Genomic DNA, 24,175 nt, shown 5'->3' on the forward strand with positions numbered 1-24,175 from the left:
ACAAGCTCAGGGCGGGCGGGGCACAAAATCAAAGCCGCGGCAGCGTCACTCCGCGCTGCCCCATATATTTACCCGCGCGGTCGGCGTAGCTGGTTTCGCAGCGCTCATTGCCCTGCAGGAACAGAAACTGGCACGCGCCTTCATTGGCGTAAATCTTGGCGGGTAGGGGGGTCGTGTTGGAAAATTCCAGCGTCACATGACCTTCCCACCCTGGCTCGAGCGGGGTGACATTCACGATGATGCCGCAGCGCGCATAGGTGGATTTGCCCAGGCAAATGACCAGCACATCTTCTGGCACGCGGAAATATTCGACGGTGCGGGCAAGCGCAAAGCTGTTTGGCGGGATGATGCAGACGTCGGTTTGCATGTCGACAAAGCTTTGCGGGTCGAAATTCTTGGGGTCGACGACGGTCGAATGGACGTTGGTGAATATCTTGAACTCGGGCGCGACGCGTGCGTCATAGCCATAAGACGATAGGCCATAGCTGATGCAGCCGTCGCGCCGCTGTGCCTCAACAAACGGCTCGATCATCCCGCGTGTCTGAGCCTGTTCACGAATCCATTTGTCGGAAAGAATTGCCATGGCTGTGGGTGTGGCGGCGGCGACGGGCGAGCGCAAGCCCCTCAGGCCAGCCCCAAGTCTTTCGGCCCGAAACTGTGCGGCAAGAGCTCGCTTAACCGGTAAGTCGCTGTCGCGCCGCCGTCGCCCGACGTGCAGATGACCGTCATGTCGGCGCGCGCCTGTTCGGCGGCTTCGTTGAGCATCTGGCGGCAGCGACCGCAGGGATGCACCGGTTCTGTACCGACAAGCGCTCCGCTTTCGGGCCGTCCGCCGATGATTGCCACGGCGCGCACCTGTGCCAGCGCGCCCATATTGGCGAGTTTGGCGATGGCCACTGTTTCGGCGCAGAGTGACAGGCCGTAGCTTGCATTTTCAACATTAGCCCCGGTCACGATACTGCCGTCGCTCAGCAGCAATGCCGCACCGACATGAAAGCCCGAATAAGGGGCATAGGCACGGGCAGCGGCTTCGCGCGCGGCTGCGATCAGCGCCTTTCTTGTCTCAATATCCGCCATCATCGCTCCCCACGCACCACATTCCAGCCGACGGTGCCATCGACCCCGGTGATGCGGACATAGTCGCTCGCCTGCCACAGGGTCCAGTCGTGGGCGCCATAATCGGGCTCGAAGAAAAATCCGCGTACCCACGTGGTTCGCGCCACGTCCTGACTGACCCCATATTCGGCGTCGAACGCGGCGCTGGGAGCGATGATACTGCGCTTACCCAGATGGGCTTCAATCTGGGCAAGGAAGGTAGTGAGTTCGGACAGGAGCAGCGCCCGGCTGGGGCGGGCGGCGCAATCATCATCGAGTTCCAGCCAAACCGCCGGGGGCAGCGCGGTGGGATCACGCGGCACGTTGCGAATGAAATTGGCCGCTTGATCAGCCGCAAAGGCGCATAACCGATAGCGGTGGATGGCGCCGCTGCGGATGCCCTGCGCCGCTGCGCCTTCGCGGTTGGCAGCGAAGCGGCCATCGCGGCCGCGCGCGCCGTCCGTGGCGGCGAGATAGGCAAAACGCGCCCCCGCGGCCTTGACCCGGCCCCATGGCACATCGCCATTGGCGGCGCTGATCGACACGCCTTGTTCGGGATAGTGAACCAGATCGGGTTTCCACCGCGCTGCCCACCAGAGGGCCGCGCCGCCCGCAATCAGCAACAAGACCGCCCATGCGGTCACCCGGCGCAGCACAGTGTTCACCGGTTCAACCCTTGATATGCAGCACGCAGATCAGCGTGAACAGCCGCCGCGCGGTATCGAAATCGACCGCAATCTTGCCTTCCAGCCGCTCAATCAGCATTTCCGCGCCTTCGTTGTGCAGCGCCCGGCGCGCCATGTCGACCGTTTCAATTTGCTGCGCGGTCGACGTGCGGATCGCTTGATAATAGCTGTCGCAGATGGCGAAATAGTCGCGGATCGGGCGCCGGAAGCGACCGAGGCCCAAAATCAACACCTCCAGCAGTTCGCCATTTTCACGGGCAATTTCGAAGACCAGCCGTCCTTCCTCGACGCGCAGTTTCAGGCGATAGGGACCGGCATAACCATCGTCATGCTGGCGCGCGGGGGTGAAGCTGTTTTCCTCGAGCAAATCAAAAATTGCGACGCGCCGCTCCTGCTCGACGTCGGCATTGCGCCAGACGATGGTCGTTTCGTCGAGATCGACAGAGATGATGCGGCGGTCTTCGTTCACGCCCAGCCTCTTCGCCTAGGAAAAGGGCGAGGGCAAGGGACTTATCCCCGACATCTCCCCCAACCAATCGGGTCACGCCCGTTGCATCCCATCTGGCCCCGGCGCATGATGAATTCATGGTTGATGTCCTTCCCTTTCCCGTGCCCGCCAACAATGGCGAAGCTGCGCAGTTGCCGCGCAATATCGAAGCCGAAGCGGCCTTTCTGGGGGCGCTGCTGATCGACAACCGAGTCGCCGAAGACTTGCCGGTCGCGTTGACGCCCGAACATTTTTATGAGCCATTGCACGGGCGCATTTTCGCGCATGCAACCGCGCTGATCGAGCGCAATATGGTCGCCAACCCGGTGACGCTGAAGCCTATGTTCGACGCCGACGAGGCGATGAAGTCCGTGGGTGGGACGGCCTATCTCGCGCAATTGACGGGTAGCGGTGCGGGGTTGATCGGCGCGCGTGATTTTGCGCGGCAGATTTTCGATCTGGCGCTGCTGCGCGAGCTGGCAGGCGTCGGGCGGGTGATGGTGGAAAACGCGCTCGACACCAGCGAGCGCGTTGACCCGCAGGCGCAGATCGAGGAGGCCGAAACCGCGCTCTATCGCGTGGCGGGGGGTGAAGCGGAGCTCGGCACGGTGAAGCATTTTGCCCAAGCGACGAAATCGGCATTGGATGTCGCCGAACGCGCGCTGAATTCGGGCGGCAGCCTGTCGGGCATCACCACGGGTCTTGCCAGCGTGAATGCCAAGATTGGCGGGCTGCATGACAGCGACCTCCTCATCCTCGCCGGACGTCCCGGTATGGGCAAAACCTCGCTCGCCACGAACATCGCCTTCAGCGCGGCGGAGCGCTATCGCCGCGACGAGGAAGACGGCATCCCGCCCGAGAAAAACATGGGCGCGAAAACCGCCTTTTTCAGTCTGGAAATGTCCGCCGACCAGCTCGCGACGCGCATCCTGGCCGAACAATCGGGCATCTCGGGCGAGGCGCTGCGCATGGGGAAAATCAGCAAGGATGATTTCCAGTCGCTGAGCCGCGCGGCGCAGCGGTTGCAGACATTGCCGCTATTCATCGACGATACGGCGGGGCTGACGATCGCTGGCCTGCGCACCCGCGCGCGGCGGCTGCAGCGGCGACATGGCATCGGCCTGATCATCGTCGACTATCTGCAATTGCTGCAAGGAACGAGCAAAGCCGGCGATAATCGCGTTCAGGAAATCAGTGAGATATCGCGCGGTCTTAAGACTTTGGCGAAGGAACTCAACGTTCCCGTGATGGCGCTGTCCCAGCTCAGCCGTGCGGTCGAGCAGCGCGAGGATAAGCGGCCGCAGCTGTCGGACCTGCGCGAATCGGGCTCGATTGAGCAGGACGCCGACATCGTGTTGTTCGTGTTCCGCGAGGATTATTATGTCGCCGCGCGCGAACCCAAACGGCCGGTCGAGGGCGACGATGTCAAGGTGCACGCCGCGCACGAAGCCTGGGCACAGGAAATGGAGCGTGTTTTCGGCCTTGCCGAACTGATCGTCGCCAAACAGCGTCACGGCTCGACCGGTAAAGTGCGCCTGCACTTTGAGGCGCGGACGACGAAATTCACCGATCTGGCCGATAGTAGTCAGGCGTATGAGGATTATGAGTGATTTTTTGCCGTCGTTCCGAGCGTAGCGAAGCAATCCAGAGCAGCGTGCGCAATCATTGATGAACCAAGTTTTTCGTCATCCCGGATTTGATCCGGGATAATAAGCGGCAGTGGGATGTTATCCCGGATCAAGTCCGGGATGACGATGGCGCAGATATTGGGAGCACTGCGTCAGAAAATCGGATCGTTCGCCGGATCGTCCCCGCCCGGCAGCGGCGTCACTTCGCCGTGGATGCCGCATTCGACCTTGTCCCACCCGCGCCAGCGGCCCGCGCGCGGGTCTTCGCCGGGGAGAACTTTAGACGTGCAGGGCGAGCAACCGATTGAGGGATAGCCTTGCGCTTCGAGCGGGTGGCGCGGCAGGTCATGCTCTGCGAAATAGGCGTCGATCCGTGCCTTGTCCCAATCAGCGAGGGGGTTGATCTTGAGGCGACCCTCATCAATCTCAAAGCGCGGCAGCGCGGCGCGGGTTTTGGCCTGAAACGCCTTGCGCCCCGAAATCCATGCGTCGAAGCCTGCGAGCGCGCGGCGAAGCGGCTCGCTCTTGCGCAAGTCGCAGCAGCCGTCGGGGTCATAGGACCAGCGCAACCCGGTCGCATCGCGCGCTGCGAGCAACAGCGGGTCGGGACGATAGACGCGCAAATCGGTGAAGCCCAGCCGCTCGCTGAGTTCATCGACGTAGAGCAGCGTTTCGGCAAACATCTTTTGCGTGTTGACGAAGATCAGCGGCACCGACTTGTCAATCTGCGCGATCAGGTGGAGCAAAACTGCCGACTCTGCGCCGAAGGAGGACACCGCCGCAACATTTGCGAAGGGCCGGGTTGCAAGTAGGTTGGCGAGCATGTCCGCCGTACCGACGCCTTCATAGCGTGCATTCAGCTGTGCAGCGTCGGACGCCATGAAAGGCGGCGCGGTGTCAATGACGTCAAGCTGGCGCGCGGCCTTAGCCATGCCGCAGTTTCCAGATCGGCACAGCGGCATCAGCTGCGCGCTGATAGGCGTGCGGGAAACGCTTGAGCGCCGCTTCGACATCGGCGGGATTGAGCGGCTTTTCGGGGGCAAAGCTGTCAAAGCCGCAGCGCTGCAGGAAAGCGATCTGGTCGACCAACACGTCGCCCTGCGCGCGCAATTCGCCGGTAAAACCCGACTCGCGCAAGATGCGCGCCGCCGAATAACCGCGTCCGTCGCGGAATTTGGGAAAGGCGATCTCGATCAGCTGGAGCCGATCGAGAAAAGGGATGAGTGCGCGCGCATCCTCGTCGGGCTCCAGCCGCACGGCGGTGGCATTCGACTGGGTCAGGAAGGCGTCAAGGGTGACGCAGGGTTCTTCGCCGCTGGTCAGATGCTCAACCATAAATCGCCTCCTTGAACGGGGCCATGCCGGTGCGGCGATAAGTGTCGACAAAGCGTTCGCCGTCCGCGCGCAGCTCGAGATATTTGTCAGTGACGCGTTCGACGGCATCGACGATGCCATCCTCGTCAAAGCCGGGGCCAGTGATGGTTCCGAGCGACACATCCTCCGCGCCCGAACCGCCGAGAAGGAGCTGGTAATTTTCGACGCCTTTGCGGTCGACGCCCAAAATGCCGATGTGTCCGGCATGGTGATGGCCGCAAGCGTTGATGCAGCCCGAGATTTTGAGCTTGAGCTCGCCCAGTTCGCGCTGGCGATCCAAATCGGCGAAACGCCGCGCGATTTTCTGCGCGACCGGTATCGAGCGCGCGTTGGCGAGGCTGCAATAATCAAGGCCAGGGCAAGCGATGATGTCGCTGATCAGGTCGAGATTGGCATCAGCCAGCTCGGCATCGCGCAGCGCCGACCACACAGCATGGAGGTCGCGTTTGGCCACATGCGGCAGGACAATATTCTGGGCATGCGTAACGCGCAGCTCATCAAAGCTGTAGCGTTCGGCGAGGTCAGCCATCACGTCCATCTGCGCCGAGGACGCATCGCCGGGAATGCCGCCGACGGGCTTCAGACTGATATTGACGATGGCATAGCCCGGCACCTTGTGGGGCTTCACATTCTGGTCGAGCCACACGGCGAAATCGGGGTCGCTGCGATCCAGCGGCGCGGCGGCATCGGCATCGAAGGCCGGCGGTGCGAAGTAGGCCGCTATGCGCTCCAATTCGGCGGCGGGCGGATCGATGCCCAGCGTCTTGACGTGGACAAACTCCTCCTCGACCTGGCGGCGATATTCGTCGGCACCGATTTCATGGACGAGAATTTTGATCCGCGCCTTGTAGATATTGTCGCGGCGACCATAGCGGTTGTACACGCGCAGGCACGCCTCGGCGTAGCTGAGATAGTCCTCGATCGGCACAAAATCCCTGATCAGCGGTGCTATCATCGGGGTGCGGCCCATCCCGCCGCCGACGTAGAAGGCCGCGCCGAGCTTGCCGTCGCGCTCGACCAGCTGGATACCGATGTCGTGGAGGCGCATGGCCGCGCGATCCTCGTCCGACGCAATGACGGCAATCTTGAACTTGCGCGGCAGGAAGCTGAATTCGGGGTGGAAGCTCGACCATTGGCGCAGCAGCTCGGCCCAGGGGCGCGGGTCGGCGACTTCGTCGGCAGCGGCCCCGGCATATTGGTCGGAGGAGATATTACGGATGCAATTGCCGCTGGTCTGGATGGCATGCATTTCGACGCTGGCCAGATCGGCTAGCAGGTCGCCGCACTCTTCCAGTTTGATCCAGTTATACTGGATGTTCTGGCGCGTGGTAAAATGGCCGTAATCGCGGTCATATTTGCGCGCGATATGCGCGAGCATGCGCATCTGGCGGCTGTCGAGCGTGCCATAGGGAATGGCGACGCGCAGCATATAGGCGTGGAGTTGCAGATAAAGACCGTTCATCAGCCGCAGCGGTTTGAACTGGTCCTCGGTGATCTCACCGGCCATGCGGCGGCGCACCTGATCGCGGAATTCCTCAACGCGTGCATCGACCATGGCTTGGTCATAAGTGTCATATTTATACATGAGTCAGCTTCCTTCGCGCGGGCGAATGCGGTCGGTGCGAACGATGCGCCCGAGCTCGCTGAGGCCCTTGCCGTCGATCAAGATGATGGTGTGCGCCTGTCGGATCGCCTCGAACCGGCCCTGCGTTTCGCGGTTTTGATAGCCCTCGGCGGTGGGATAGCCGACCGCGACCTCAAAATCCCAATCGGCGACAGGGTCCAGATTTTCCGAGAGCCGGTAAAATGTGAAGAGCCCTTGGTCGAGACCGGTGCGGTCCATTGCAAACCAGTTGGCCACAATGAATTTGGCCAGCGCTTCGCGAACGCCCGGCGCGGCCTTCAAATAGGTCCGCTCGACCACCATGGTATCCGCCGGACTGGCAGGTTGCGGCGCGGCGATAGCCGGCATGGCTATTGCGAGCAGCAGGGTCAGCACCAGGGCGCGCATCAAATCACCCAGTCGCCTGCGGCCGGATCGGCGGGCTTTAATGTAAGGTCAGGGCGCACCGTGGGCCCCAGCGCGCGGACGCGGTCCTTAATATGCGCGGGGCGCGGGCCTTGCGGGGTGGCTTCGGCGGCGATGATATAGGGGGCATTGACGCGGCGCGCGCCTTCCTCGGCTGCCAATATAGCGTCGCCGCTTTCGCCGACGTCCACGGCATCTTCGACATGGCGCGACCAGCCGCTGCCGGTCCACCAGGTCACCGCTCCGCTGGCGAGGTCGTTTCCGGTCAGGATTTTCATAGAGTCTTCTCCGCTTCGGCGGCCAGTGCGTGAAGCCGGTCGTCGGCATCGGCAAGCGCCGTGACCGCACCGATAACAATCAGCGCAGGGCTCTTAACACCCTCGCGCACCACCATATCGCCCAGATCGGCGAGCAGCGTGCGCAGCGCGCGCTGGTCGGCGCGCGTTCCTTTTTCTAGTACTGCGACGGGAAGATCGGGCGCAACACCATCGGCCATCAGTTTGTCAGCGATCGCTGTTGCCGTGGCGATGCCCATATAGACAACCAGCGTGCGGCCATGGCCGGCGAGGCCCGACCAGTCCTGATCGGTCAAGTCCTTGCACTGCCCCGCGACAAAGCTGACGCTGTGCGCATGGTCGCGGTGGGTGAGGGGGAGGCCAGCGGCAGCCGCGCAACCCGTAGCGGCGGTGATACCAGGAACGATTTCGCAGGCGATGCCGGCGTCGCGTGCCGCCTCCAGCTCTTCGCCGCCGCGCCCAAATATAAACGGATCGCCGCCCTTCAGCCGCACCACATCGCGTCCGGCGCGTGCCGCATCGACCAGCAGCGCATTGATGCCATCCTGCGGCAAGGTGTGCCGACTGCGCTGTTTGGCGACCGAGACCAGCTCGGCGTGCGGTGAAGCCAGCGCCAAAATCGCGGCATCGACCAGCCCATCGTGGACGATCAGGTCGGCACCGGCAATCAGGCGGGCCGCCTTCACTGTCAGCAGGTCGGGGTCGCCCGGCCCTGCACCGACCAGCCAGATTTTGCCCGCGCGGTGCAGGGGGAGGGGAGCGTCATGCATGGCAGCAAGATGGGCCGTCTGGCCGATCGGGGCAAATCAGCGATAATTGCCCAGACTAAAGGTCAGCTATGCGCCCTTGCGCACCAGATTGGGGCGGTCACCGTCGCCTTCGGGATCGCGAAGACCCACGCCGATGCTGGCGCGCGCCGATTCCGCCTCCGAACTTGCGACAGGATAGGCGCAGTAATCGGCGGCATAATAGGCGCTTGGCCGGTGATTGCCCGAAAGGCCAATGCCGCCAAAGGGGGCGGCCGAAGACGCGCCATTGGTCGGGCGGTTCCAGTTGATCACCCCGGCGCGCGCATTGGCCCAGAATTGATCATACAGCTGGGGTGTCCCGCCAATGAGTGAAGCGGAAAGGCCGAATTTGGTGTTGTTGGCCTCGATGATCGCCTCTTCGAACGATCCGACGCGGATCACCTGCAACACCGGACCGAACAGCTCGGCATCGGGACGCTCTTTGATACCAGTCACATCGATGATGCCGGGGGTCAGAAAGGGACGCCCCTTTACCGGGCGCGCCAAATGTTTGATCACCTTGCCGCCGTTGGACATCAGCTCGAGAAAACTCTCGGTCAAGCTGTCGGCGGCGTCGTTGTCGATCACAGGCCCCATGAAAGGCGCGGGGGTGGCATGCGGTTCATCGATGATTAGACGGCCCGCAATACCCTTCACCTCGTCGATAAAGCGGTCGGCCAGATCGTCATGGACGATCAGGCGGCGCGCAGCCGTGCAGCGCTGTCCGGCGCTCAAGAATGCCGATTGCGCGACGAGCGTGGCGGCGCCGGTGAGTTCGGCGGTGTCCCACACCACCACCGGATTGTTACCACCCAGCTCGAGTGCCAGCATCTTGTCAGGACGCGAGGCGAATTGCCGGTTGAGCGCAATGCCCGTCCGCGCTGATCCGGTAAACAACAAGCCGTCGATGCCTTCATGCGCCGCGAGCGCCTTGCCTTCGTCGGGGCCGCCGATGACCAGCCGTACCACGCCCTCGGGCACGCCCGCTTGTCGATAAAGATCGACAAGCATCGCGCCGACCGCAGGCGTCTTTTCCGATGGCTTGAACACCACTGCATTGCCGGCAATCAGCGCGGGAACGATGTGCCCGTTGGGCAGATGCGCGGGAAAATTATAGGGACCAAGCACTGCCAGCACGCCGTGCGGTTTGTGGCGCAGCGCGTTGCGCATGCCCATGGCCCCGTCGATACGGCGGTTGGGGGTGCGCTCGCCATAGGCCTGTGCCGAAATATCGACCTTATTGGCGACCGAGTCGACTTCAGTCTTGGCTTCCCAAAGCGGCTTGCCGGTCTCGCGCGCGATGAGGTCAGCAAGCCTGTCGCCTTCAGCCTTCACCCGGTCGGCAAAGCGCCGCAGCGTCTCGACGCGAAAGGTCAGCGGCTTGGCGGCCCATTCGGCCCATGCCCCGCGCGCCGCCATAACCTCATCGTCAACATTGCTGATGTTGCCCCGCCACAGCTCGTTGCCAGTGGCTGGTTCGAATGAAACAATCTCGCCGCTCATAAAGCTATCTGAATCCCCCAGCGTTCGGACCGTGCCGACGATGGCCAGTCAAGCGCGCGCCAGTCGAACAGACTGGGGGGCGACCGGCGATGCGCTTGTCCCTAGCCGCGAAAGCCGTCGCCTGCAACGCTTGCGTCACCCGCGCCTTGCCGCGATAGACGTTTCTGGTGTCCCGCAGCGAGAAGGACTGAATTTGACGGCGCAGCTCCGGCCAGTTCCAACCGATTGGATCGATCATTTTTGGTGGTCGGGCGACGGAATCCGTTTGCATTGCCGCCTGTATGGCGCTGATCAGAGCGCGCTGCCAATATTGTGTCTGCCCGGCCTTACGCGCAATGCGCGTGATTTCGAATTGCTGGCACCGGAGCTGGCGCAACATGGTCCGGTCGCGACGGTCAATTTTCGTGGGCGCGGCGACAGCGGCTATGCCAAGGACGCAATGAGCTATGTGCCGCTCACCTATGTGCAGGATGTCGCCTTATTGCTTTCCAGCCTGAAGTGGGATCGCTTCGCCGTCATTGGGACATCGCTGGGCGGACTGGTCGCGATGCTGCTGGCAGGAACAATGCCGGCGCGCTTTGCCGGGGCGGTGCTTAACGACGTCGGGCCCGAGCTTGAATCAGCTGGGCTCGATCGCATTCGCACCTATGTCGGCAGTGCGCCAAGCCAGCCGACGTGGCTTCACGCCGCGCGTCAGACAGCCGAAATCAACGCCAGCGTGTTTCCGGATTACGACATCCACGACTGGTTGCGCATGGTGCACCGCACCCACCGGTTGACCCCCGAGGGCCGGATCGTCGCCGACTATGACAAACAGATCGCTGCGCCGTTTCGCCTGCCCGGCGGTGAGGCGGGGATTGATATGTGGCCTGCCTTCGACGCGCTAGCGGCGCACCCTTTGTTGATTGTGCGCGGGGAATTGTCGGACATATTGGCAGCGGCGACCGCCAAGAAAATGCTGGCGCGCGCGCACGGTGGCGCTCTGTGTACGGTGCCGCGCGTTGGACATGCCCCGACGCTCGATGAACCCGAAGCACGGACAGCGATTACCGCATGGCTGGCCAAACTGGGCGCATGACGGCGCCCGCGCGCATACTGCACCTCCATTCCAGCTTTACGCTCGGCGGTAAGGAGGCGCGGGCGACGCGGTTGATGAACCTGATGGGGCCGCGGGCAGAGCATGTCATCTTGTCGGCGACCCCCGACGCACTAGGCGCGCGCGCGGCGATCGCGTCGGATATTGCGGTCGAATTTCCAGGGACGGCGGCGCCGACTTTGCACGGCAGGCCCGGGCTGCACCGATACCGGGCGCTCGCCCGCTACATGCAGGGTTTCGACTTGGTGCTCAGCTATAATTGGGGCGCGATGGACGGGGTGATGGCGCACCGCCTGCTGTCGCCCTTCATGCCGTTACCGCCGCTCATCCACCATGAAGACGGGTTCAACGAGGATGAAGCTGTCAAGCGCAACTGGAAGCGCAATGCGTTCAGGCGGCTAGCACTGCCCACAGCAAAGTCGCTGGTGGTGCCGTCGGAATTGCTGGCGCGGATATCAAGCGCCGAGTGGGGCAGGGAAGCGGCCCTGATCCGCAACGGCATTGACGTCGCGCGCTATGCTGGCCCGCCCGATGTGAAAATACCGCAGCTTGAGCGCACCGCTGACGATGTGGTGATTGGCACGGTGGCCGGGTTGCGAAAAGTCAAGAATTTGCCCGCGCTCGTTATTGCTGCCGGTCATGTCAAGAAAAGGGTCAAGCTGGCCATTGTGGGTGAAGGTCCGGAACGGCAGGAGATTATCGCGTGCGCAATTTCTTGCGGCTGGGACAATCGCTTCGTGATGCCCGGCTTCATGGCAGAGCCGCACCGCTGGATTGGTGATTTCGACATTTTGGCGCTGTCCTCGTTGAGCGAACAAGCCCCAATTGCGGTCATCGAAGCGATGGCAGCGGGCAAGCCGATTGCCAGCTATGATGTTGGCGATGTGAAGGCCATGGTTTCAGAGGAAAATCAGCCCTTCATTGTCAGTGACCCCCATCAGCTGTCGACGGTCCTTGACCATCTCGCCTCTGACGCCAAACTGCGCCAGCGGATCGGCGCGGCCAATGCGGTGCGTGCCGCCCAATTGTTCGATGAGCAGACCATGGTTACCGCCTATGACCAGCTCTACGCCGACGCGCTTGGGGGCCGGTCGTTGTTCACCGCCTGACGCATTTGGCGCGAATCTGTTTCAATATTGCGGCAAGGCGCGCTAACGCGGGTATGCGGTTCGGTCTGCGCCGGGGGAGAGAAAGCAGGCCCGACATCAAGAGGTCATTTGTGTTCAAGGGTTTGAAGCCGATTGTTTACGGCGGCCGTGAGGTTTGGCCGCTGGTCGAAGGTGGCAAAGGGGTATCTGCGACGAACCATATGTCGAGCGGGGCCTGGGCAGCGGCAGGCGGAATTGGCACTGTGTCCGCCGTGAACGCCGACAGCTATGACGCCGATGGCGATGTCATCCCGCAAACCTATCATGGCAAGACCCGCGCCGAACGGCACGAGGAACTGATCGCCTACGCCATCGCGGGCGGGACCGAACAGATCAAGCGCGCCCATGAAATGGCGAACGGCAGGGGTGCGATCAACATCAACGTCCTGTGGGAAATGGGCGGGGCGCAGCGCGTGCTGGAAGGCGTGCTGGAAAACTGCCCAGGGCTGGTGACTGGCGTCACCTGCGGCGCTGGTATGCCCTATAAACTCTCCGAAATCGCGGCGCGGCACAATGTTCTCTACCTGCCGATTATCAGCTCGGCGCGCGCCTTTCGCGCGCTCTGGAAACGCGCCTATCACAAGGTGCCGCATCTGCTCGGGGCGGTTGTGTATGAGGACCCCTGGCTTGCGGGCGGTCACAATGGTTTGTCCAACGCCGAGGACCCGCGCAACCCCGAAGACCCCTATCCCCGCGTCAAGGCGCTGCGCGAGGTCATGCGTGCCGAGGGGATATCGGATGACCTGCCCATCGTGATGGCCGGGGGCGTCTGGTACTTGCGCGACTGGAATGACTGGATCGACAATCCGGAACTGGGGCAGATCGCCTTCCAGTTTGGCACCCGCCCGCTGCTGACCGTCGAAAGCCCGATCCCCCAGGCGTGGAAAGACCATTTGCGCACGCTGGACGAAGATGACGTGCTGCTGCAGAAATTTTCGCCCACTGGCTTTTATTCCAGCGCGGTGCGCAATCCTTTCCTGCGCATGCTCGAGGCGCGGTCCCAGCGCCAGATTGCCTTTGGTAAGCAGGAAAGCCCGGAAACGCCGGTGCGGTTGGAGGTTGATCGCAAGAAATACTGGGTCTGTGAAGCGGGCGAGGCCAAGGCGCGCGAATGGATGAATGCCGGATACACTGCGGCGCTCAAGACGCCGGACGATACGCTGGTATTTGAAACTCCGGAAATGAAAGCGGAGATCCACAAGGACCAGACCGACTGCATGGGTTGCCTGTCGCATTGCGGTTTTTCATCATGGAAGGACCATGATGATTTTTCGACCGGTTATCTCGCCGACCCGCGCAGTTTCTGCATTCAAAAGGGGCTGCAGAACATCGCGCACGGCGGAAGCATCGACGACAATCTGATGTTCGCCGGGCATGTCGCCTACAATTTCAAGACTGACCCATTTTATTCCAACAACTTCACCCCCACGATGAAGCAATTGGTCGAACGGATTTTGACGGGAGATTGAGCGTCCCCAACTCCGCCATTCAAGCGTCAGCGCGGGTCAAGCGGATATCAACTTCCCAATCCACATAGTCCCACTCGGCGCAGGCGCGCAACCGTTCGAGCATATGGTCGAACGCTGCCTCTTGCTCGGGGGCGAATTCGAACCAGGTGAGGAAATCAAACGGCTCGCCATGATCGCGCGAATGATAGAGTTTGCGCGCAACGCCGGGCAGATAATCGAGCCCAATCGGCAAATGCGAGCCGCGTTCATACACGCCGCGCCGCTCGTCTTGCGCCATGGCCCACCATTCGGCCGCCTTGCGGATTGGGATGAGTGCCGCGCGGGTTGCCGACGGGCGCCCCAATCCTTCCTGTTTGGCTTGCAGCATCGATCGTTCGTGCGCGGTGGTGTAGCGCAGGTTGCTGCCCGCCCCGCGCAATGTCCAAACGGCTGCTTGCGGATCAGCATCGGTATCGATTGCCAGAAAGGGTGCCGAAGGCAGAGATTCTCCGCGAAACGGGCAAATGGACGTAATTTGCCACTGGCCATGATCGGCACCGACAAATTGGGTCAGGGTAATGGTTGGACGATCGGTCATGACAACTGTTCCTGGTTGGTGCAAATGCGCGGTGCCGCTGGCCACGCGGTTAGCAGCACGGCAAAATTGCCGTCATCGTATGTCCAGCACAAGCTTGCTGGTGCCATCGTCAACCGTCGCCGGGACTGCGCTGCATATCAGCACTTCGTTAGCGGCGTGCGTAGCGGATGTTTCCCGGAAATAGGCCACTGCCCCTGCGAGCAGTGGTGTTTTGCAGGCGCCACATGCGCCCACACGACAGCCGAATTCGGGTTTGAGGCCGGATGCTTCGGCAAATTCCAGCAAGCTGCCCGCTTCGGGTGACCAGTTGCCCTGGTCCCCTGCCGCATTGAATACAACGTCAACCGGGACTGCTGACGGTCGGATCGCAGGCACAGTACAGCGAGCTTCCTGCTGCCGTTGCAGCGACGCCGGGCCAAAAGCTTCGGCGAAGATCCGGCTGTCCGCGACGCCAAGCCCCAACAGCATGTCGTAGACAGCCTGCATGAACAATGGTGGCCCGCACAAATAGAAATCATGCTTTCGGAAACCGAGATACTTGCTCAGAATGTAGGTGGTCAATTTGCCCTGTTCTTCATAATCCAAGCCGATCACTGCATTGTCGGTGTCTTGCAGTAGACGGATCATCGTCAGCTTGCCGCGCGCCCGTCGGCGCAGCTGGCTTAGTTCGGCATCGAAGGCGCGCTCGACCTTGGATCGGGCCGCGTAGAACAAGATCACCGGACGCATCGCGCCGGTTCGTTCGCCTTCGTCGACGAGATGGCTGATCATAGCCAATATCGGGGTAATCCCAACCCCGGCCGCGATCATCACTGCGGGATAAGTTGGCTCGCAATCGATGGTAAAATCGCCGGCCGGTTCGCGGCACTCAATGGTGTCGCCTACGGTAATCTCTTCATGCAAATGGCTTGAACCCAGCCCCAGTTTCCGCACGCTAATGCGCAACTGCGCTGCCGAAGGCGCCACCGACAATGTGTAGGTTCGCAGTATCGGCGATGTGCCGTCGCACAGGTTCAACCGGATCGGTAAATGCTGACCGGCGCGGTGCGGTGCAAATCTCTGTCCATTGGAAGGTTCAAGATAGAAAGACCGGATTACTTCGCTTTCGGTCACAATCCGGATGATTGTATATTGGTGCCACGAAGAATGAGACGGCGACGCAATCGCTAACGACATTGGGCTGCTCCAAACTTTCCGCGACGCGCGCACTGCCAGCACGCGTCGAGCGCGTTCCACGGCGGTTAGCGCGGGCCGGTCTGGCCAGGCTTTTCAATTTGCGACGATTAAATGTCGTCGGTTCGACTTTTGTTATGATTCGGCGTGCAACATGCGCCACTGCCAGCGCCTAGTTCCCGGAGCACGGACAGGGTGGGGCTAGCTCGCGCTTGTTAAGCCCAACCCTCGATCACCTGATCGGGCGGGCGGTGGCCGTCGCACCAGGCGCGGATATTGGCGATGACGCGTTCGCCCGATGCTTCGCGCCCTTCAACCGTTGCCGAGCCGAGGTGCGGCAGCAGCACGACATTGTCTAGCGCGAGCAGGCGCGGATCGACCGCTGGTTCATGGTTGTAAACATCGAGCCCGGCGCCGGCGATGCCGCCGTGGGTCAGCGCATTGATCAGGGCGTCCTCATCAACCACCTCGCCGCGCGCGGTGTTGATGAGGTAAGCGCTGGGCTTCATCGCGGCAATGCGCGCCGCGCTGACCAGCTCGTGCGTTTCGGGGGTGTGCGGGCAGTGCAGCGTGACTATATCGGCGATGCGCAGCAGCGTGTCGACGCTAGCGTGATAGCTGGCGCCCAGCTCGGCCTCAATCGCCTCGGGCAGGCGCTTGCGGTTGTGGTAATGGATCGACAGCCCGAATGCGCGCGCGCGCCGCGCCACCGCAAGGCCGATGCGCCCCATTCCGATGATACCGAGCAATTTGCCATTGACGCGGTGGCCCAGCATCGCGCTGGGCGCCCAGCCCTGCCACTGGCCCGAGCGCATCAACTTCTCGCCCTCAGCCAGGCGGCGCGGCACCGACAGGATGAGCGCCATTGTCATGTCGGCGGTATCTTCGGTGAACACGCCGGGAGTGTTGGACACCATGATGTTTTTGGCGCGTGCGGCGGCGAGGTCGATATGATCGACCCCGGCACCGAAATTTGCGATCAGCTTCAACCGCTCGCCCGCCTCCGCCAAGACATTGGCGTCGATGCGGTCGGTCACTGTCGGCACCAACACGTCGCAGTCGGCGACCGCGCTCTTCAGATCTTCGGCGCTGAAGGCGGCGTCGTGAGCGGACAGGACGACGTCGAACAATTCGGCCATGCGTGCCTCGACCGAAGGCATCAGTTGGCGGGTGACGATGACGCGCGGACGTTTGGGGCGGGGGGTGAGGTCGGCCATGCGCCGATAGAGCGCCCGCCTGCGCGCGGGTCAAGAGCATGTGCGCGCGGCGGTGGATAATGCTGCGCGGTCCGCTGCGTGGCAGTTGTCATCGCGCCAGCGCTTTGGCATGGGATTAACCATGCGGATGGCGGGAATTTTTGGGGTGTTGGGGTTGGTGGTAGCGATCGGCGCGGCATTGCCGGTCGGCGCCCAGTCCGACGATTTGCCCTATTGGGCGTCGATTGCCGTTGACGAAGCGCGCATGCGCAAGGGGCCGTCGCCCGATGTGCCGGTTATCTGGGAATATCGCCGCCGCGACCTGCCGGTGCGGGTGGTCGCGCGCTATGAAACGTGGCGCAAGGTGGAGGATCCCGATGGCACCACCGGCTGGATGGCATCGCGGCTGCTGAGTCGGACGCGGACGGCCATTGTGACGATCGGGCCCGCCGCGATGCGTAGCGAGGCGCGGAGTGACGCGACTGTCGCTTACCGGGCCGAAGCCGGCGTGGTCGGGCGCATCACCGATTGTGATGACGGCTGGTGCCTATTTGATGTGCGCGGCAAACGCGGTTGGATTTCCACCGACGCCATTTGGGGCGATTGATTGGGTGGAAAAAGGAGGGCCGGGCGCTCTCCAGAACCCGGCCCTCCTCCCCCATCCGGCAGGCTTAGCGCCAGCGGAAGTGGTTGCGATAGACCCGCACCACGCGGCCGTTGCGCTCGTTAACAAGCAGCAGGTCGTTATAGTGGCGGACATACACCTGATTGCGCTTGGCACGCGGCAGACCCCAGCGTGCGTCCCAGCCCGGCCGATAAGCGGCAGCGTAATAATTGGGACGTAGCGTCACGCCGACCACGAACGGGCGATAGGCAAAGGGCGCGCGATAGTTGCCGTAACGCCGGTCCTGACGCCAATCGCGCTTTGCATCGCGCAGGTCGCGCTGGGCATCGCGATATTCGCGCCGTTCTTCGCGCACATCACCGCGGTCGCCATAACGGAGCGCTTGATTATATTCGCGGCGCTCTTCGCGCACATCACGGCGTTCTTCGCGAATTTCCCGGTTCTGCGCCTGCGCAGCGACGGGGGTGAGCATGGCGGCCATTACGCTGCCGAGAATCACAGTTTTTTTCATCGTGCTATTCCTTCCTTGTCAGTCAGGGGCAAAGCCCGGTGACAAGGAAGGGATTAGGCGATCCGCTTTGAACCCAACCGGAACGGGACGTTTATTTTCAGGACATTAGTGTCGCAAATTGTCGCAAACTGCCGCGGCGCCGACGCGGTCAGATCAGCTCAACCGCCACTGCCGTCGCCTCGCCGCCGCCTATGCACAGGCTGGCCACCCCGCGCTTTTTGCCATGCCGTTCGAGCGCGGCAATCAGCGTGGTGATGATGCGGGTGCCCGACGCGCCGATTGGATGGCCGAGTGCGGTCGCGCCGCCGTGGACGTTGATCTTGTCGTGCGGAATGCCGAGATCGTGCATGGCGAACATGGCGACGCAGGCGAAGGCTTCATTGACTTCGAACAAATCAACGTCGGCGATGGTCCAGCCGGCCTTTGCCAAGCACTGCTGAATTGCGCCGACGGGGGCGGTGGTGAAATCCTTGGGTTCCTGCGCATGCGCGGCATGGGCGACGAGGCGCGCGACGGGCGCCTTGCCCTTCGCCGCAGCCACGCTGGCGCGCGTCAGCACGACTGCGGCGGCGCCGTCGGAGATGGAACTGGATGTCGCGGCGGTGATCGTGCCGTCCTTGGCAAAGGCGGGCTTCAGTGCCGGGATCTTGTCGGGGCGGCCCTTGCCGGGGGCTTCGTCGGTATCGACCACCACCTCGCCGGCGCGCGTCGCCAGCGTGACGGGGGCGATTTCTTTGGCAAAGCCGCCTTCCGCTATAGCTGCTTGCGCGCGCTTTAGCGATTCGATGGCGTAATTATCCTGCGCTTCGCGGGTGAGTTGGTAGCTGTTGGCCGTATCCTGCGCGAACGTCCCCATCGCGCGTCCCGCGTCATAGGCATCTTCTAGGCCGTCCAAGAACATATGATCATAGGCCGTATCGTGGCCGATGCGCGCGCCCGAGCGGTGCTTTTTCAGCAAATAGGGCGCGTTGGTCATCGATTCCATTCCGCCCGCTACGACGACATCGACGCTGCCCGCAGCCAGCGCCTCGGCACCCATGATAACGGTTTGCATGCCTGATCCGCATACCTTGTTGACGGTGGTGGCCTGCACCGATTTGGGGAGGCCCGCCTTGATCGCCGCCTGCCGTGCCGGAGCTTGGCCCAGACCGGCGGGCAGGACACAGCCCATGTAGATGCGTTCGACATCGCCGCCGTCGATCCCGGCGCGCTCGACCGCTGCCTTTACCGCCGTCGCGCCGAGGTCGGTTGCCGAAGCGTCGGACAGCGCGCCCTGCATGCTGCCCATCGGCGTGCGGGCATAGGAAAGGAAGACGATCGGATCGGTCATGGCGGGTTTCCTTAGGGCAGGGGATTTGATGTTGGCTCTTTATAAGCCCGCGCCAGCGCTCTCGCAATCCAGCAAAGCCTTGGCAATCCGGTTTCATCTTGCAACTCGGCCGCCGCCGTGGTCATAACGCGGTCATACCAAACACAATCGGGAGACGACCGTGGCCGCCATCGACCAAGCCGACCGCATGCAACGCATACTGGCCGCCCAGCGTGCCAGTTTTACCGCAGCGCTGCCCGAAAGCCTTGCCGTGCGCGGCGACCGCATTGACCGTGCCATCGCGCTGCTGATCGATCATAAGGATGACTTTGCCAAAGCGGTCAGCAATGATTTCGGTCACCGCAGCACGGAGCAGACGCTGATGACCGACATCATGCCGTCCGTCAGTGCGCTCAAACATGCCAAAAAGCATCTTGCCAGCTGGTCACGCGGCGAGCGGCGCAAGCCGACTTTTCCGCTAGGGCTGTTGGGGGCGAAGGCCGAAGTGGTTTATCAGCCGAAAGGCGTCGTCGGCGTCGTAGCACCATGGAATTTTCCCGTGGGCATGGTGTTCGTGCCAATGGCGGGAGTATTGGCGGCGGGTAACCGCGCGATGATCAAGCCGTCAGAGTTTACCGAAGGCGTGTCCGAGCTGATGGCGACGTTGGTGCCCAAATATTTTGACGAAAGCGAAATGGCGGTGTTCACTGGTGACGCCGATGTCGGGATCGCTTTTTCCAAGCTCGCCTTTGACCATCTGATTTTCACTGGGGCGACCAGCGTCGGGCGGCACATAATGCGCGCGGCCGCGGACAATCTGGTCCCGGTGACGCTGGAACTGGGCGGCAAATCGCCGACCTTCATCGGGAAGTCGGCCAATCTGGCGCAGGCTGGCGAGCGCATTGCGCTGGGCAAGCTTATGAACGCGGGGCAAATCTGTCTTGCGCCTGACTATCTGCTGGTGGCGAAGGATCAGGAAAGCGCGGTGATCGACAGCGTCAGCGCGGGTGCGGCCAAGCTGTATCCGACGCTGCTCGCCAACGATGATTACACCTCCGTCGTTAACGGGCGAAACCGTGCGCGGCTGCAAAGCTACCTGGATGACGCGCGCGACAAGGGCGCTGATCTGATTGAAGTCAATCCGGGCGGCGAGGATTTCGCCAGTAGCAACGGCAACAAAATGCCGCTGACCATCATCCGCAACCCCACCGATGATATGAAGGTGATGCAGGAAGAAATCTTCGGGCCGATTCTCCCCGTTAAAACCTACAACCACATCGATGACGCCATCGATTATGTGAATGCCCACGACCGCCCGCTCGGCCTATATTATTTCGGCACCGACAAGAGCGAGGAAGAACGCGTGCTGACCCGCACCATCTCTGGCGGGGTGACGGTCAATGATGTGCTGTTTCACAATGCCATGGAAGATTTGCCCTTTGGCGGGGTAGGCCCTTCGGGCATGGGCAATTATCACGGCTTTGACGGTTTCAAGACGTTTAGCCATGCCAAGGCCGTCTATCGCCAGCCCAAGCTGGATGTGGCAGGACTGGGCGGGTTCAAGCCGCCCTATGGCGCGGCCACGCACAAGACGCTGACGCGCGAGCTTAAGAAATAACTTGGCAAGGCGCGCCGCTTGGCATTAGGGGACCGCCCACTGCCCCTGTGGTGAAATTGGTAGACGCGCTCGACTCAAAATCGAGTGCCGCAAGGCGTGCTGGTTCGAGTCCGGCCAGGGGCACCATCCTTTATCAGCGGACAGGCTCTAGACCGTCATCGACATGCCGCGATAGATGCGCGCGCGGTAATGCGAATCTTCGGCATCAGGCAGCGGTGCTCCAAGTAGCAGGACCGCACGGGCAAAGCGGCGCACTTCCTCCAGATGCTCGTCCATGTCGCGCGGTTCTTCCGAACGTACTCGCCGCGTCAAGTTAATCTGGTTGACCGGTACGTCATGGACCAGTCGTTCATTTTCGACTGCCAGTGTAGCGGTGAAGCTGTGCAGCGTCGTCTCCGGCACAGAAGGTAGGTGCATCCGATAGTTCACCGGTAACGCCGATTTTACCCGGCCGCGTTACGTCCCTCGGGTATGGACATGTCATGGCAACCCGATCTGCCGGCCGTTATGCCGTGCGATTATGACCGCGGGACGGTAACGCCAGGCATTGTGCACTTTGGTACGGGGCGCCGCTTTCGTACCGCCATTGCCCCGCTGGTCGATCGCATTTTGGCAATGGGACATCTGGAATGGGGCATTGTCGCAGTGTCCCAGTCTGATGGGCCAATCCATCAGGCTCTTGCGGCCAATGATGCCAGCTATGTGTTGGTGGAAGCCCATGGTAGGATGCTGACCCGGCGTTCGATCCACGCGATACATCGGTTGCTGCATGCGCGCCACGACGGCGAAGCGGTTGTTGCCGCCATCGCCGATCCGCGCACGCAGTTGATTACCGTGGCAATTGGTGAGAGTGCCTATCGACAGAGCGCTGCAGCCACCGACAGTTGTCATGACGTCAGTCCTGCGGCTGGGGCGACCGGGCGGGATCGTGCCATCGACCCCATTGGCCAGATCGTCGCCGGGCTAGCTGCGCGTCGCGACGCTGGTAGCGGTGGCCTGACGATATTGGCTTGCGACAATCTGGATCAGAACAACGTCATTCTGGCCAGCTTGATTGATGAAGCCGCCGTTGCCCATGATGTGGCTTTTGCCGACTGGATTGCCGCGAACATTCGCTTTCCGGCGGTGTTTGGTGACCGTTTCTTGATCAACGATTTGCCTGCCTCGACCGCCATCGGGGGTGCTGATGTCGCCGTCGAGCCCTTTGCGCAATGGGTGCTGGAAGACAATCTGGGGCCTGAACGTGTGCCACTTGCCGCGATTGGGGTGAGTTTTGTGGCCGAGGCGCGGCCCTTTCAAAAGGTCCGACGCCGGTTGCTGGAAGGGGGATTGCTGCTGTTGGCGCTATGCGGCCGGTTGCGAGGGCATGATCGCCTTGATAGCGCCGTTGCGGATTCTGAAATCTGCATGTTGCTCGATAGCTATTTTGTGGAGACTGCTGGCGCGCTGCCTCCGCTCAAAGGATTTGATCCCGAACGATATTGCACTGAATTAACGCGGCGATTTGCCAACCCGGCGCTGAATTTGCAGTTGGCGGGCTTGCTTTGTGACGGGTCAGTGCAAATCCGCGAAATAATCCTTCCTACTATCGCGGACGTATTGCGGCTTGGTCGGTCCGCTGAGCCAGCGGCGGCTGTGGTGGCCGCGTGGATGCTACATTGCACGTCTGATGACGTTGAAGATCCACATGCGGAATGTCTGACCGCCATTGCCCAGTTGGCCGGCGCCGACTGGCATAAACTGACGGCCTTGATGTGCGACTATGAACCGGTGTTCGGGAACTTGGGGCGCAAGCCACTATTTCGCGAGATGACTGAAAGGGCCGTACGCCTGCTGCCCGGCCTCCACGCGCTATGACCTTGTCGGGGGCGTTGGTGTTTCTGCGGTTTTTGCAGTGCCAGTTCCAATTCTTTGTTTACCGCTTTCATGCATGACACAGACAGCATCCTTCAATCATGGCGCCTTGTCACGTTGAAGGGAAACGGAAGGCCGCGATGGAAGAACCACGCCTCTATTCCGCTCCGCCCATAGCGGAAGCTGAAGATGACCGCCGCGACGGCGCGCGGCTCCGCACCGTCTGCCGCATCGCCAAGATTGTGCGTATCGACGATGCCGGACTGTGGATGGTCCGCAATATCTCCGACGGCGGCATGATGCTGACCACCAATGTTCCAGTTGCGGTCGGCGAAGACATTACAATCATGTTGTCAGAGGAAATCTCACTGGACGGCCAAGTGGCGTGGGTGCGTGACGGCAGATGCGGCGTCGCATTCACCGACGAGATCGACGGCGAGCTTGTTTTGCGTCAGCTCGCCGAGGACAAAGACAATGGCTGGCATCGCCCGCTGCGCGTTGAGGTCAATGCGCACGCGCTGGCCAGTGTCAATCACCGCATGCGCCCAATCGAAGTCGTCAATCTGTCGCAGCATGGCGCGGGCATCATCCATGACGGTTCGGTAGAGACGGGAATGCGCCTCAACCTTATGCTGCCGGGCGGTATCAGGCGCGAGGCGGTGGTGCGTTGGTCACGGGACGGCCGCGCAGGGCTGTGGCTGACCCAACCGCTGGAGCGACACCTGTTGGAAAGCGTGCGCCACCTTCAACCTGCGGCGCAGCCTAAAGGGTTGCCGTTAACCCAGGAGCCGCCGGAAGTTCCTGCGAAGAAAAAGGCTGCACCGGCAGCAAAGAAGAAGCGCAACGCAGCGCCGCGCTAAAAATCCTGCGCCAGACGTCCGTATAGCTCAGGACGACGATCACGGAAAAAGCCCATGCCCGCGCGGTGCTTGGCGGCCATTCCGAGGTCGAACGAAGCGACGAGCACGCCAGTTTCCGCTTCGCCATATTCGGCGATCAGATCGCCCCATTCGTTGGCGATGAAGCTGTGACCATAGAAATGCTGGCCGTCCTCGTCACCGATGCGGTTTGCGGCAATCACCGGCATGCAATTTGATACGGCGTGTCCCTGCATGGCGCGTCGCCACATCCGGCTGGTATCCAGACTGGCGTCATAGGGTTCGCTGCCAATAGCGGTAGGATAAAAAAGCAGTTCCGCGCCCATCAACGCCATCGCGCGGGCGCATTCGGGATACCATTGGTCCCAGCAAATTCCGACGCCGATGCGCGTGCCAAAAACATCCCAGACCTTGAAGCCGGTGTTGCCAGGGCGGAAGTAATATTTTTCCTCATAGCCCGGCCCGTCGGGGATGTGGCTTTTGCGGTAGATACCCATAATCTCGCCGTCGGATCCGATCATGGCGAGCGTATTGTAATGGTGCGGCCCGTCTCGTTCGAAGAAGCTGGTCGGGATGGCGACGCCCAATTGCTTGGCGAGCTTGGCCATGGCGCGCACGCTCGGGTGCTCGGCAGTCGGGTGCGCGGTAGCGAACAGCGATTCATCCTCGACCTTGCAAAAATAGGGGCCTTCGAACAATTCGGGTGGGAGGATGATCTGTGCGCCTTCGGCTGCCGCGCGGGCGACCAGATCGGACACGGTGTCGATGTTCGCAGCCTCGGGGCCCGGCAGCGGGAGCTGGAGCGCGGCAACGGTAATGGTGCGGTCGGTCATGG

The 24,175-nt window shown here is 61.9% G+C and carries 26 protein-coding genes and 1 tRNA gene; 9 read left to right on the plus strand and 18 right to left on the minus strand.

Translation table 11 applies throughout. The features are described 5' to 3' along the window. Nucleotides 1-28: 28 nt before the first annotated feature. Genes dcd through AC2TC0_RS07880 form a run of 4 tightly spaced genes read right to left on the minus strand, consistent with a single transcriptional unit; the run spans nt 29 to nt 2,250 of the window. Nucleotides 29-583: a dCTP deaminase gene (gene dcd, locus AC2TC0_RS07865; protein ID WP_484716954.1), complete on the minus strand. Its 555-nt coding sequence runs from the start codon at nt 581-583 to the stop codon at nt 29-31. Between the two features lie 41 nt (nt 584-624). Further along, nucleotides 625-1,077, minus strand: a complete 453-nt coding sequence (locus tag AC2TC0_RS07870) for a cytidine deaminase (protein WP_484717478.1) — start codon at nt 1,075-1,077, stop codon at nt 625-627. Next, nucleotides 1,077-1,760 (minus strand): GH25 family lysozyme, encoded by a 684-nt coding sequence (locus AC2TC0_RS07875; RefSeq protein ID WP_484716955.1) that lies wholly within the window; start codon nt 1,758-1,760, stop codon nt 1,077-1,079. Before AC2TC0_RS07875 ends, AC2TC0_RS07870 begins: the two co-directional genes overlap by 1 nt. A 4-nt stretch (nt 1,761-1,764) precedes the next feature. Next, complete coding sequence (locus AC2TC0_RS07880; RefSeq protein WP_484716956.1) at nt 1,765-2,250, minus strand: UPF0262 family protein; 486 nt, start codon at nt 2,248-2,250, stop codon at nt 1,765-1,767. A 116-nt stretch (nt 2,251-2,366) separates the two neighbouring features. Between AC2TC0_RS07880 and AC2TC0_RS07885 the strand changes: the two genes are divergently transcribed. Then, nucleotides 2,367-3,878, plus strand: a complete 1,512-nt coding sequence (locus AC2TC0_RS07885) for a replicative DNA helicase (protein WP_484716957.1) — start codon at nt 2,367-2,369, stop codon at nt 3,876-3,878. A gap of 170 nt (nt 3,879-4,048) precedes the next feature. Here AC2TC0_RS07885 and AC2TC0_RS07890 read toward each other — a convergent pair whose 3' ends face one another. The 7 genes from AC2TC0_RS07890 to astD all read right to left on the minus strand — a co-directional run bounded on the left by AC2TC0_RS07890 (nt 4,049) and on the right by astD (nt 9,886). Beyond that, nucleotides 4,049-4,828, minus strand: coding sequence for a phosphoadenylyl-sulfate reductase (locus AC2TC0_RS07890; protein ID WP_484716958.1), 780 nt, complete (start codon nt 4,826-4,828; stop codon nt 4,049-4,051). Then, on the minus strand, nt 4,821-5,231 hold the full coding sequence (locus AC2TC0_RS07895) for a DUF934 domain-containing protein (protein WP_484716959.1): 411 nt from the start codon (nt 5,229-5,231) through the stop codon (nt 4,821-4,823). The genes AC2TC0_RS07890 and AC2TC0_RS07895 overlap by 8 nt, the downstream gene beginning before the upstream one ends. Then, entirely contained in the window at nt 5,224-6,855 is a 1,632-nt protein-coding gene (locus tag AC2TC0_RS07900; protein ID WP_484716960.1) for a nitrite/sulfite reductase, read from the minus strand. Before AC2TC0_RS07900 ends, AC2TC0_RS07895 begins: the two co-directional genes overlap by 8 nt. A 3-nt stretch (nt 6,856-6,858) precedes the next feature. Continuing rightward, a complete protein-coding gene (locus AC2TC0_RS07905; RefSeq protein WP_484716961.1) occupies nt 6,859-7,284 on the minus strand; it encodes a hypothetical protein in 426 nt (141 codons plus the stop codon). Further along, on the minus strand, nt 7,281-7,577 hold the full coding sequence (locus AC2TC0_RS07910) for a DUF2849 domain-containing protein (RefSeq protein ID WP_484716962.1): 297 nt from the start codon (nt 7,575-7,577) through the stop codon (nt 7,281-7,283). The genes AC2TC0_RS07905 and AC2TC0_RS07910 overlap by 4 nt, the downstream gene beginning before the upstream one ends. After that, nucleotides 7,574-8,365, minus strand: coding sequence for a uroporphyrinogen-III C-methyltransferase (cobA, locus tag AC2TC0_RS07915; RefSeq protein WP_484716963.1), 792 nt, complete (start codon nt 8,363-8,365; stop codon nt 7,574-7,576). Before cobA ends, AC2TC0_RS07910 begins: the two co-directional genes overlap by 4 nt. 66 nt (nt 8,366-8,431) lie before the next feature. Then, nucleotides 8,432-9,886: a succinylglutamate-semialdehyde dehydrogenase gene (gene astD, locus AC2TC0_RS07920; protein WP_484716964.1), complete on the minus strand. Its 1,455-nt coding sequence runs from the start codon at nt 9,884-9,886 to the stop codon at nt 8,432-8,434. 193 nt (nt 9,887-10,079) lie between these two features. Here astD and AC2TC0_RS07925 point away from each other — a divergent pair, with 193 nt between their 5' ends. The 3 genes from AC2TC0_RS07925 to AC2TC0_RS07935 are packed head-to-tail and all read left to right on the plus strand — an operon-like array spanning nt 10,080 to nt 13,599. Further along, the gene (locus AC2TC0_RS07925) at nt 10,080-10,964 is read left to right on the plus strand and encodes an alpha/beta fold hydrolase (RefSeq protein WP_484716965.1); all 885 of its coding nucleotides are present in this window, start codon (nt 10,080-10,082) and stop codon (nt 10,962-10,964) included. Next, nucleotides 10,961-12,091, plus strand: a complete 1,131-nt coding sequence (locus AC2TC0_RS07930) for a glycosyltransferase family 4 protein (RefSeq protein WP_484716966.1) — start codon at nt 10,961-10,963, stop codon at nt 12,089-12,091. The genes AC2TC0_RS07925 and AC2TC0_RS07930 overlap by 4 nt, the downstream gene beginning before the upstream one ends. Nucleotides 12,092-12,144: 53 nt before the next feature. Next, nucleotides 12,145-13,599, plus strand: a complete 1,455-nt coding sequence (locus AC2TC0_RS07935; RefSeq protein ID WP_484716967.1) for an NAD(P)H-dependent flavin oxidoreductase — start codon at nt 12,145-12,147, stop codon at nt 13,597-13,599. A 19-nt stretch (nt 13,600-13,618) separates the two neighbouring features. Here AC2TC0_RS07935 and AC2TC0_RS07940 read toward each other — a convergent pair whose 3' ends face one another. The 3 genes from AC2TC0_RS07940 to AC2TC0_RS07950 all read right to left on the minus strand — a co-directional run bounded on the left by AC2TC0_RS07940 (nt 13,619) and on the right by AC2TC0_RS07950 (nt 16,566). Beyond that, nucleotides 13,619-14,176 (minus strand): chlorite dismutase family protein, encoded by a 558-nt coding sequence (locus AC2TC0_RS07940; protein ID WP_484716968.1) that lies wholly within the window; start codon nt 14,174-14,176, stop codon nt 13,619-13,621. Nucleotides 14,177-14,248: 72 nt separating this feature from the next. Then, entirely contained in the window at nt 14,249-15,289 is a 1,041-nt protein-coding gene (locus AC2TC0_RS07945) for a 2Fe-2S iron-sulfur cluster-binding protein (RefSeq protein WP_484716969.1), read from the minus strand. A gap of 275 nt (nt 15,290-15,564) precedes the next feature. Next, entirely contained in the window at nt 15,565-16,566 is a 1,002-nt protein-coding gene (locus AC2TC0_RS07950) for a 2-hydroxyacid dehydrogenase (RefSeq protein ID WP_484716970.1), read from the minus strand. Between the two features lie 121 nt (nt 16,567-16,687). Between AC2TC0_RS07950 and AC2TC0_RS07955 the strand changes: the two genes are divergently transcribed. Further along, entirely contained in the window at nt 16,688-17,152 is a 465-nt protein-coding gene (locus AC2TC0_RS07955; protein WP_484716971.1) for an SH3 domain-containing protein, read from the plus strand. A gap of 64 nt (nt 17,153-17,216) precedes the next feature. Here the strand turns inward: AC2TC0_RS07955 and AC2TC0_RS07960 are convergent, their stop codons facing one another. Both AC2TC0_RS07960 and AC2TC0_RS07965 read right to left on the minus strand, forming a co-directional pair. Next, complete coding sequence (locus AC2TC0_RS07960; RefSeq protein WP_484716972.1) at nt 17,217-17,681, minus strand: hypothetical protein; 465 nt, start codon at nt 17,679-17,681, stop codon at nt 17,217-17,219. Nucleotides 17,682-17,829: 148 nt separating this feature from the next. Further along, complete coding sequence (locus AC2TC0_RS07965; protein WP_484716973.1) at nt 17,830-19,011, minus strand: acetyl-CoA C-acyltransferase; 1,182 nt, start codon at nt 19,009-19,011, stop codon at nt 17,830-17,832. 160 nt (nt 19,012-19,171) lie between these two features. Between AC2TC0_RS07965 and AC2TC0_RS07970 the strand changes: the two genes are divergently transcribed. Together AC2TC0_RS07970 and AC2TC0_RS07975 are read left to right on the plus strand one after the other, a co-directional pair. Beyond that, nucleotides 19,172-20,608 carry a coniferyl aldehyde dehydrogenase gene (locus AC2TC0_RS07970; RefSeq protein ID WP_484716974.1) on the plus strand — a complete coding sequence of 479 codons (1,437 nt, stop codon included), beginning with the start codon at nt 19,172-19,174 and terminating at the stop codon, nt 20,606-20,608. 41 nt (nt 20,609-20,649) lie between these two features. Continuing rightward, a tRNA-Leu gene (locus AC2TC0_RS07975) sits at nt 20,650-20,734 on the plus strand. 21 nt (nt 20,735-20,755) lie between these two features. Here the strand turns inward: AC2TC0_RS07975 and AC2TC0_RS07980 are convergent. Continuing rightward, nucleotides 20,756-21,025, minus strand: a complete 270-nt coding sequence (locus tag AC2TC0_RS07980) for a hypothetical protein (protein ID WP_484716975.1) — start codon at nt 21,023-21,025, stop codon at nt 20,756-20,758. Between the two features lie 60 nt (nt 21,026-21,085). On the opposite strand from AC2TC0_RS07980, the gene AC2TC0_RS07985 reads away from it, so the two are divergent. Both AC2TC0_RS07985 and AC2TC0_RS07990 read left to right on the plus strand, forming a co-directional pair. Continuing rightward, nucleotides 21,086-22,465, plus strand: coding sequence for a mannitol dehydrogenase family protein (locus tag AC2TC0_RS07985; protein WP_484716976.1), 1,380 nt, complete (start codon nt 21,086-21,088; stop codon nt 22,463-22,465). A gap of 137 nt (nt 22,466-22,602) precedes the next feature. After that, nucleotides 22,603-23,322, plus strand: a complete 720-nt coding sequence (locus AC2TC0_RS07990; protein WP_484716977.1) for a PilZ domain-containing protein — start codon at nt 22,603-22,605, stop codon at nt 23,320-23,322. Here AC2TC0_RS07990 and aguB read toward each other — a convergent pair. Further along, nucleotides 23,319-24,173, minus strand: coding sequence for an N-carbamoylputrescine amidase (aguB, locus tag AC2TC0_RS07995; RefSeq protein ID WP_484716978.1), 855 nt, complete (start codon nt 24,171-24,173; stop codon nt 23,319-23,321). The genes AC2TC0_RS07990 and aguB overlap by 4 nt on opposite strands. Nucleotides 24,174-24,175: the final 2 nt, after the last annotated feature.

This window comes from Sphingopyxis sp. sgz302558 (genome assembly GCF_057220455.1).

Excerpts from the sequence above, each read along its gene's own strand:
- AC2TC0_RS07955 (WP_484716971.1), top strand. The coding sequence starts at position 16,688 with ATGCGGATGGCGGGAATTTTTGGGGTGTTGGGGTTGGTGGTAGCGATC.
- AC2TC0_RS07900 (WP_484716960.1), bottom strand. The coding sequence starts at position 6,855 with ATGTATAAATATGACACTTATGACCAAGCCATGGTCGATGCACGCGTT.
- AC2TC0_RS07960 (WP_484716972.1), bottom strand. The coding sequence starts at position 17,681 with ATGAAAAAAACTGTGATTCTCGGCAGCGTAATGGCCGCCATGCTCACC.
- AC2TC0_RS07885 (WP_484716957.1), top strand. The coding sequence starts at position 2,367 with ATGGTTGATGTCCTTCCCTTTCCCGTGCCCGCCAACAATGGCGAAGCT.
- AC2TC0_RS07930 (WP_484716966.1), top strand. The coding sequence starts at position 10,961 with ATGACGGCGCCCGCGCGCATACTGCACCTCCATTCCAGCTTTACGCTC.
- AC2TC0_RS07895 (WP_484716959.1), bottom strand. The coding sequence starts at position 5,231 with ATGGTTGAGCATCTGACCAGCGGCGAAGAACCCTGCGTCACCCTTGAC.
- AC2TC0_RS07950 (WP_484716970.1), bottom strand. The coding sequence starts at position 16,566 with ATGGCCGACCTCACCCCCCGCCCCAAACGTCCGCGCGTCATCGTCACC.
- cobA (WP_484716963.1), bottom strand. The coding sequence starts at position 8,365 with ATGCATGACGCTCCCCTCCCCCTGCACCGCGCGGGCAAAATCTGGCTG.
- astD (WP_484716964.1), bottom strand. The coding sequence starts at position 9,886 with ATGAGCGGCGAGATTGTTTCATTCGAACCAGCCACTGGCAACGAGCTG.
- AC2TC0_RS07940 (WP_484716968.1), bottom strand. The coding sequence starts at position 14,176 with ATGACCGATCGTCCAACCATTACCCTGACCCAATTTGTCGGTGCCGAT.
- dcd (WP_484716954.1), bottom strand. The coding sequence starts at position 583 with ATGGCAATTCTTTCCGACAAATGGATTCGTGAACAGGCTCAGACACGC.
- AC2TC0_RS07985 (WP_484716976.1), top strand. The coding sequence starts at position 21,086 with ATGTCATGGCAACCCGATCTGCCGGCCGTTATGCCGTGCGATTATGAC.
- AC2TC0_RS07990 (WP_484716977.1), top strand. The coding sequence starts at position 22,603 with ATGGAAGAACCACGCCTCTATTCCGCTCCGCCCATAGCGGAAGCTGAA.
- AC2TC0_RS07910 (WP_484716962.1), bottom strand. The coding sequence starts at position 7,577 with ATGAAAATCCTGACCGGAAACGACCTCGCCAGCGGAGCGGTGACCTGG.
- AC2TC0_RS07935 (WP_484716967.1), top strand. The coding sequence starts at position 12,145 with ATGCGGTTCGGTCTGCGCCGGGGGAGAGAAAGCAGGCCCGACATCAAG.
- AC2TC0_RS07890 (WP_484716958.1), bottom strand. The coding sequence starts at position 4,828 with ATGGCTAAGGCCGCGCGCCAGCTTGACGTCATTGACACCGCGCCGCCT.
- AC2TC0_RS07965 (WP_484716973.1), bottom strand. The coding sequence starts at position 19,011 with ATGACCGATCCGATCGTCTTCCTTTCCTATGCCCGCACGCCGATGGGC.
- AC2TC0_RS07980 (WP_484716975.1), bottom strand. The coding sequence starts at position 21,025 with ATGCACCTACCTTCTGTGCCGGAGACGACGCTGCACAGCTTCACCGCT.
- AC2TC0_RS07870 (WP_484717478.1), bottom strand. The coding sequence starts at position 1,077 with ATGGCGGATATTGAGACAAGAAAGGCGCTGATCGCAGCCGCGCGCGAA.
- aguB (WP_484716978.1), bottom strand. The coding sequence starts at position 24,173 with ATGACCGACCGCACCATTACCGTTGCCGCGCTCCAGCTCCCGCTGCCG.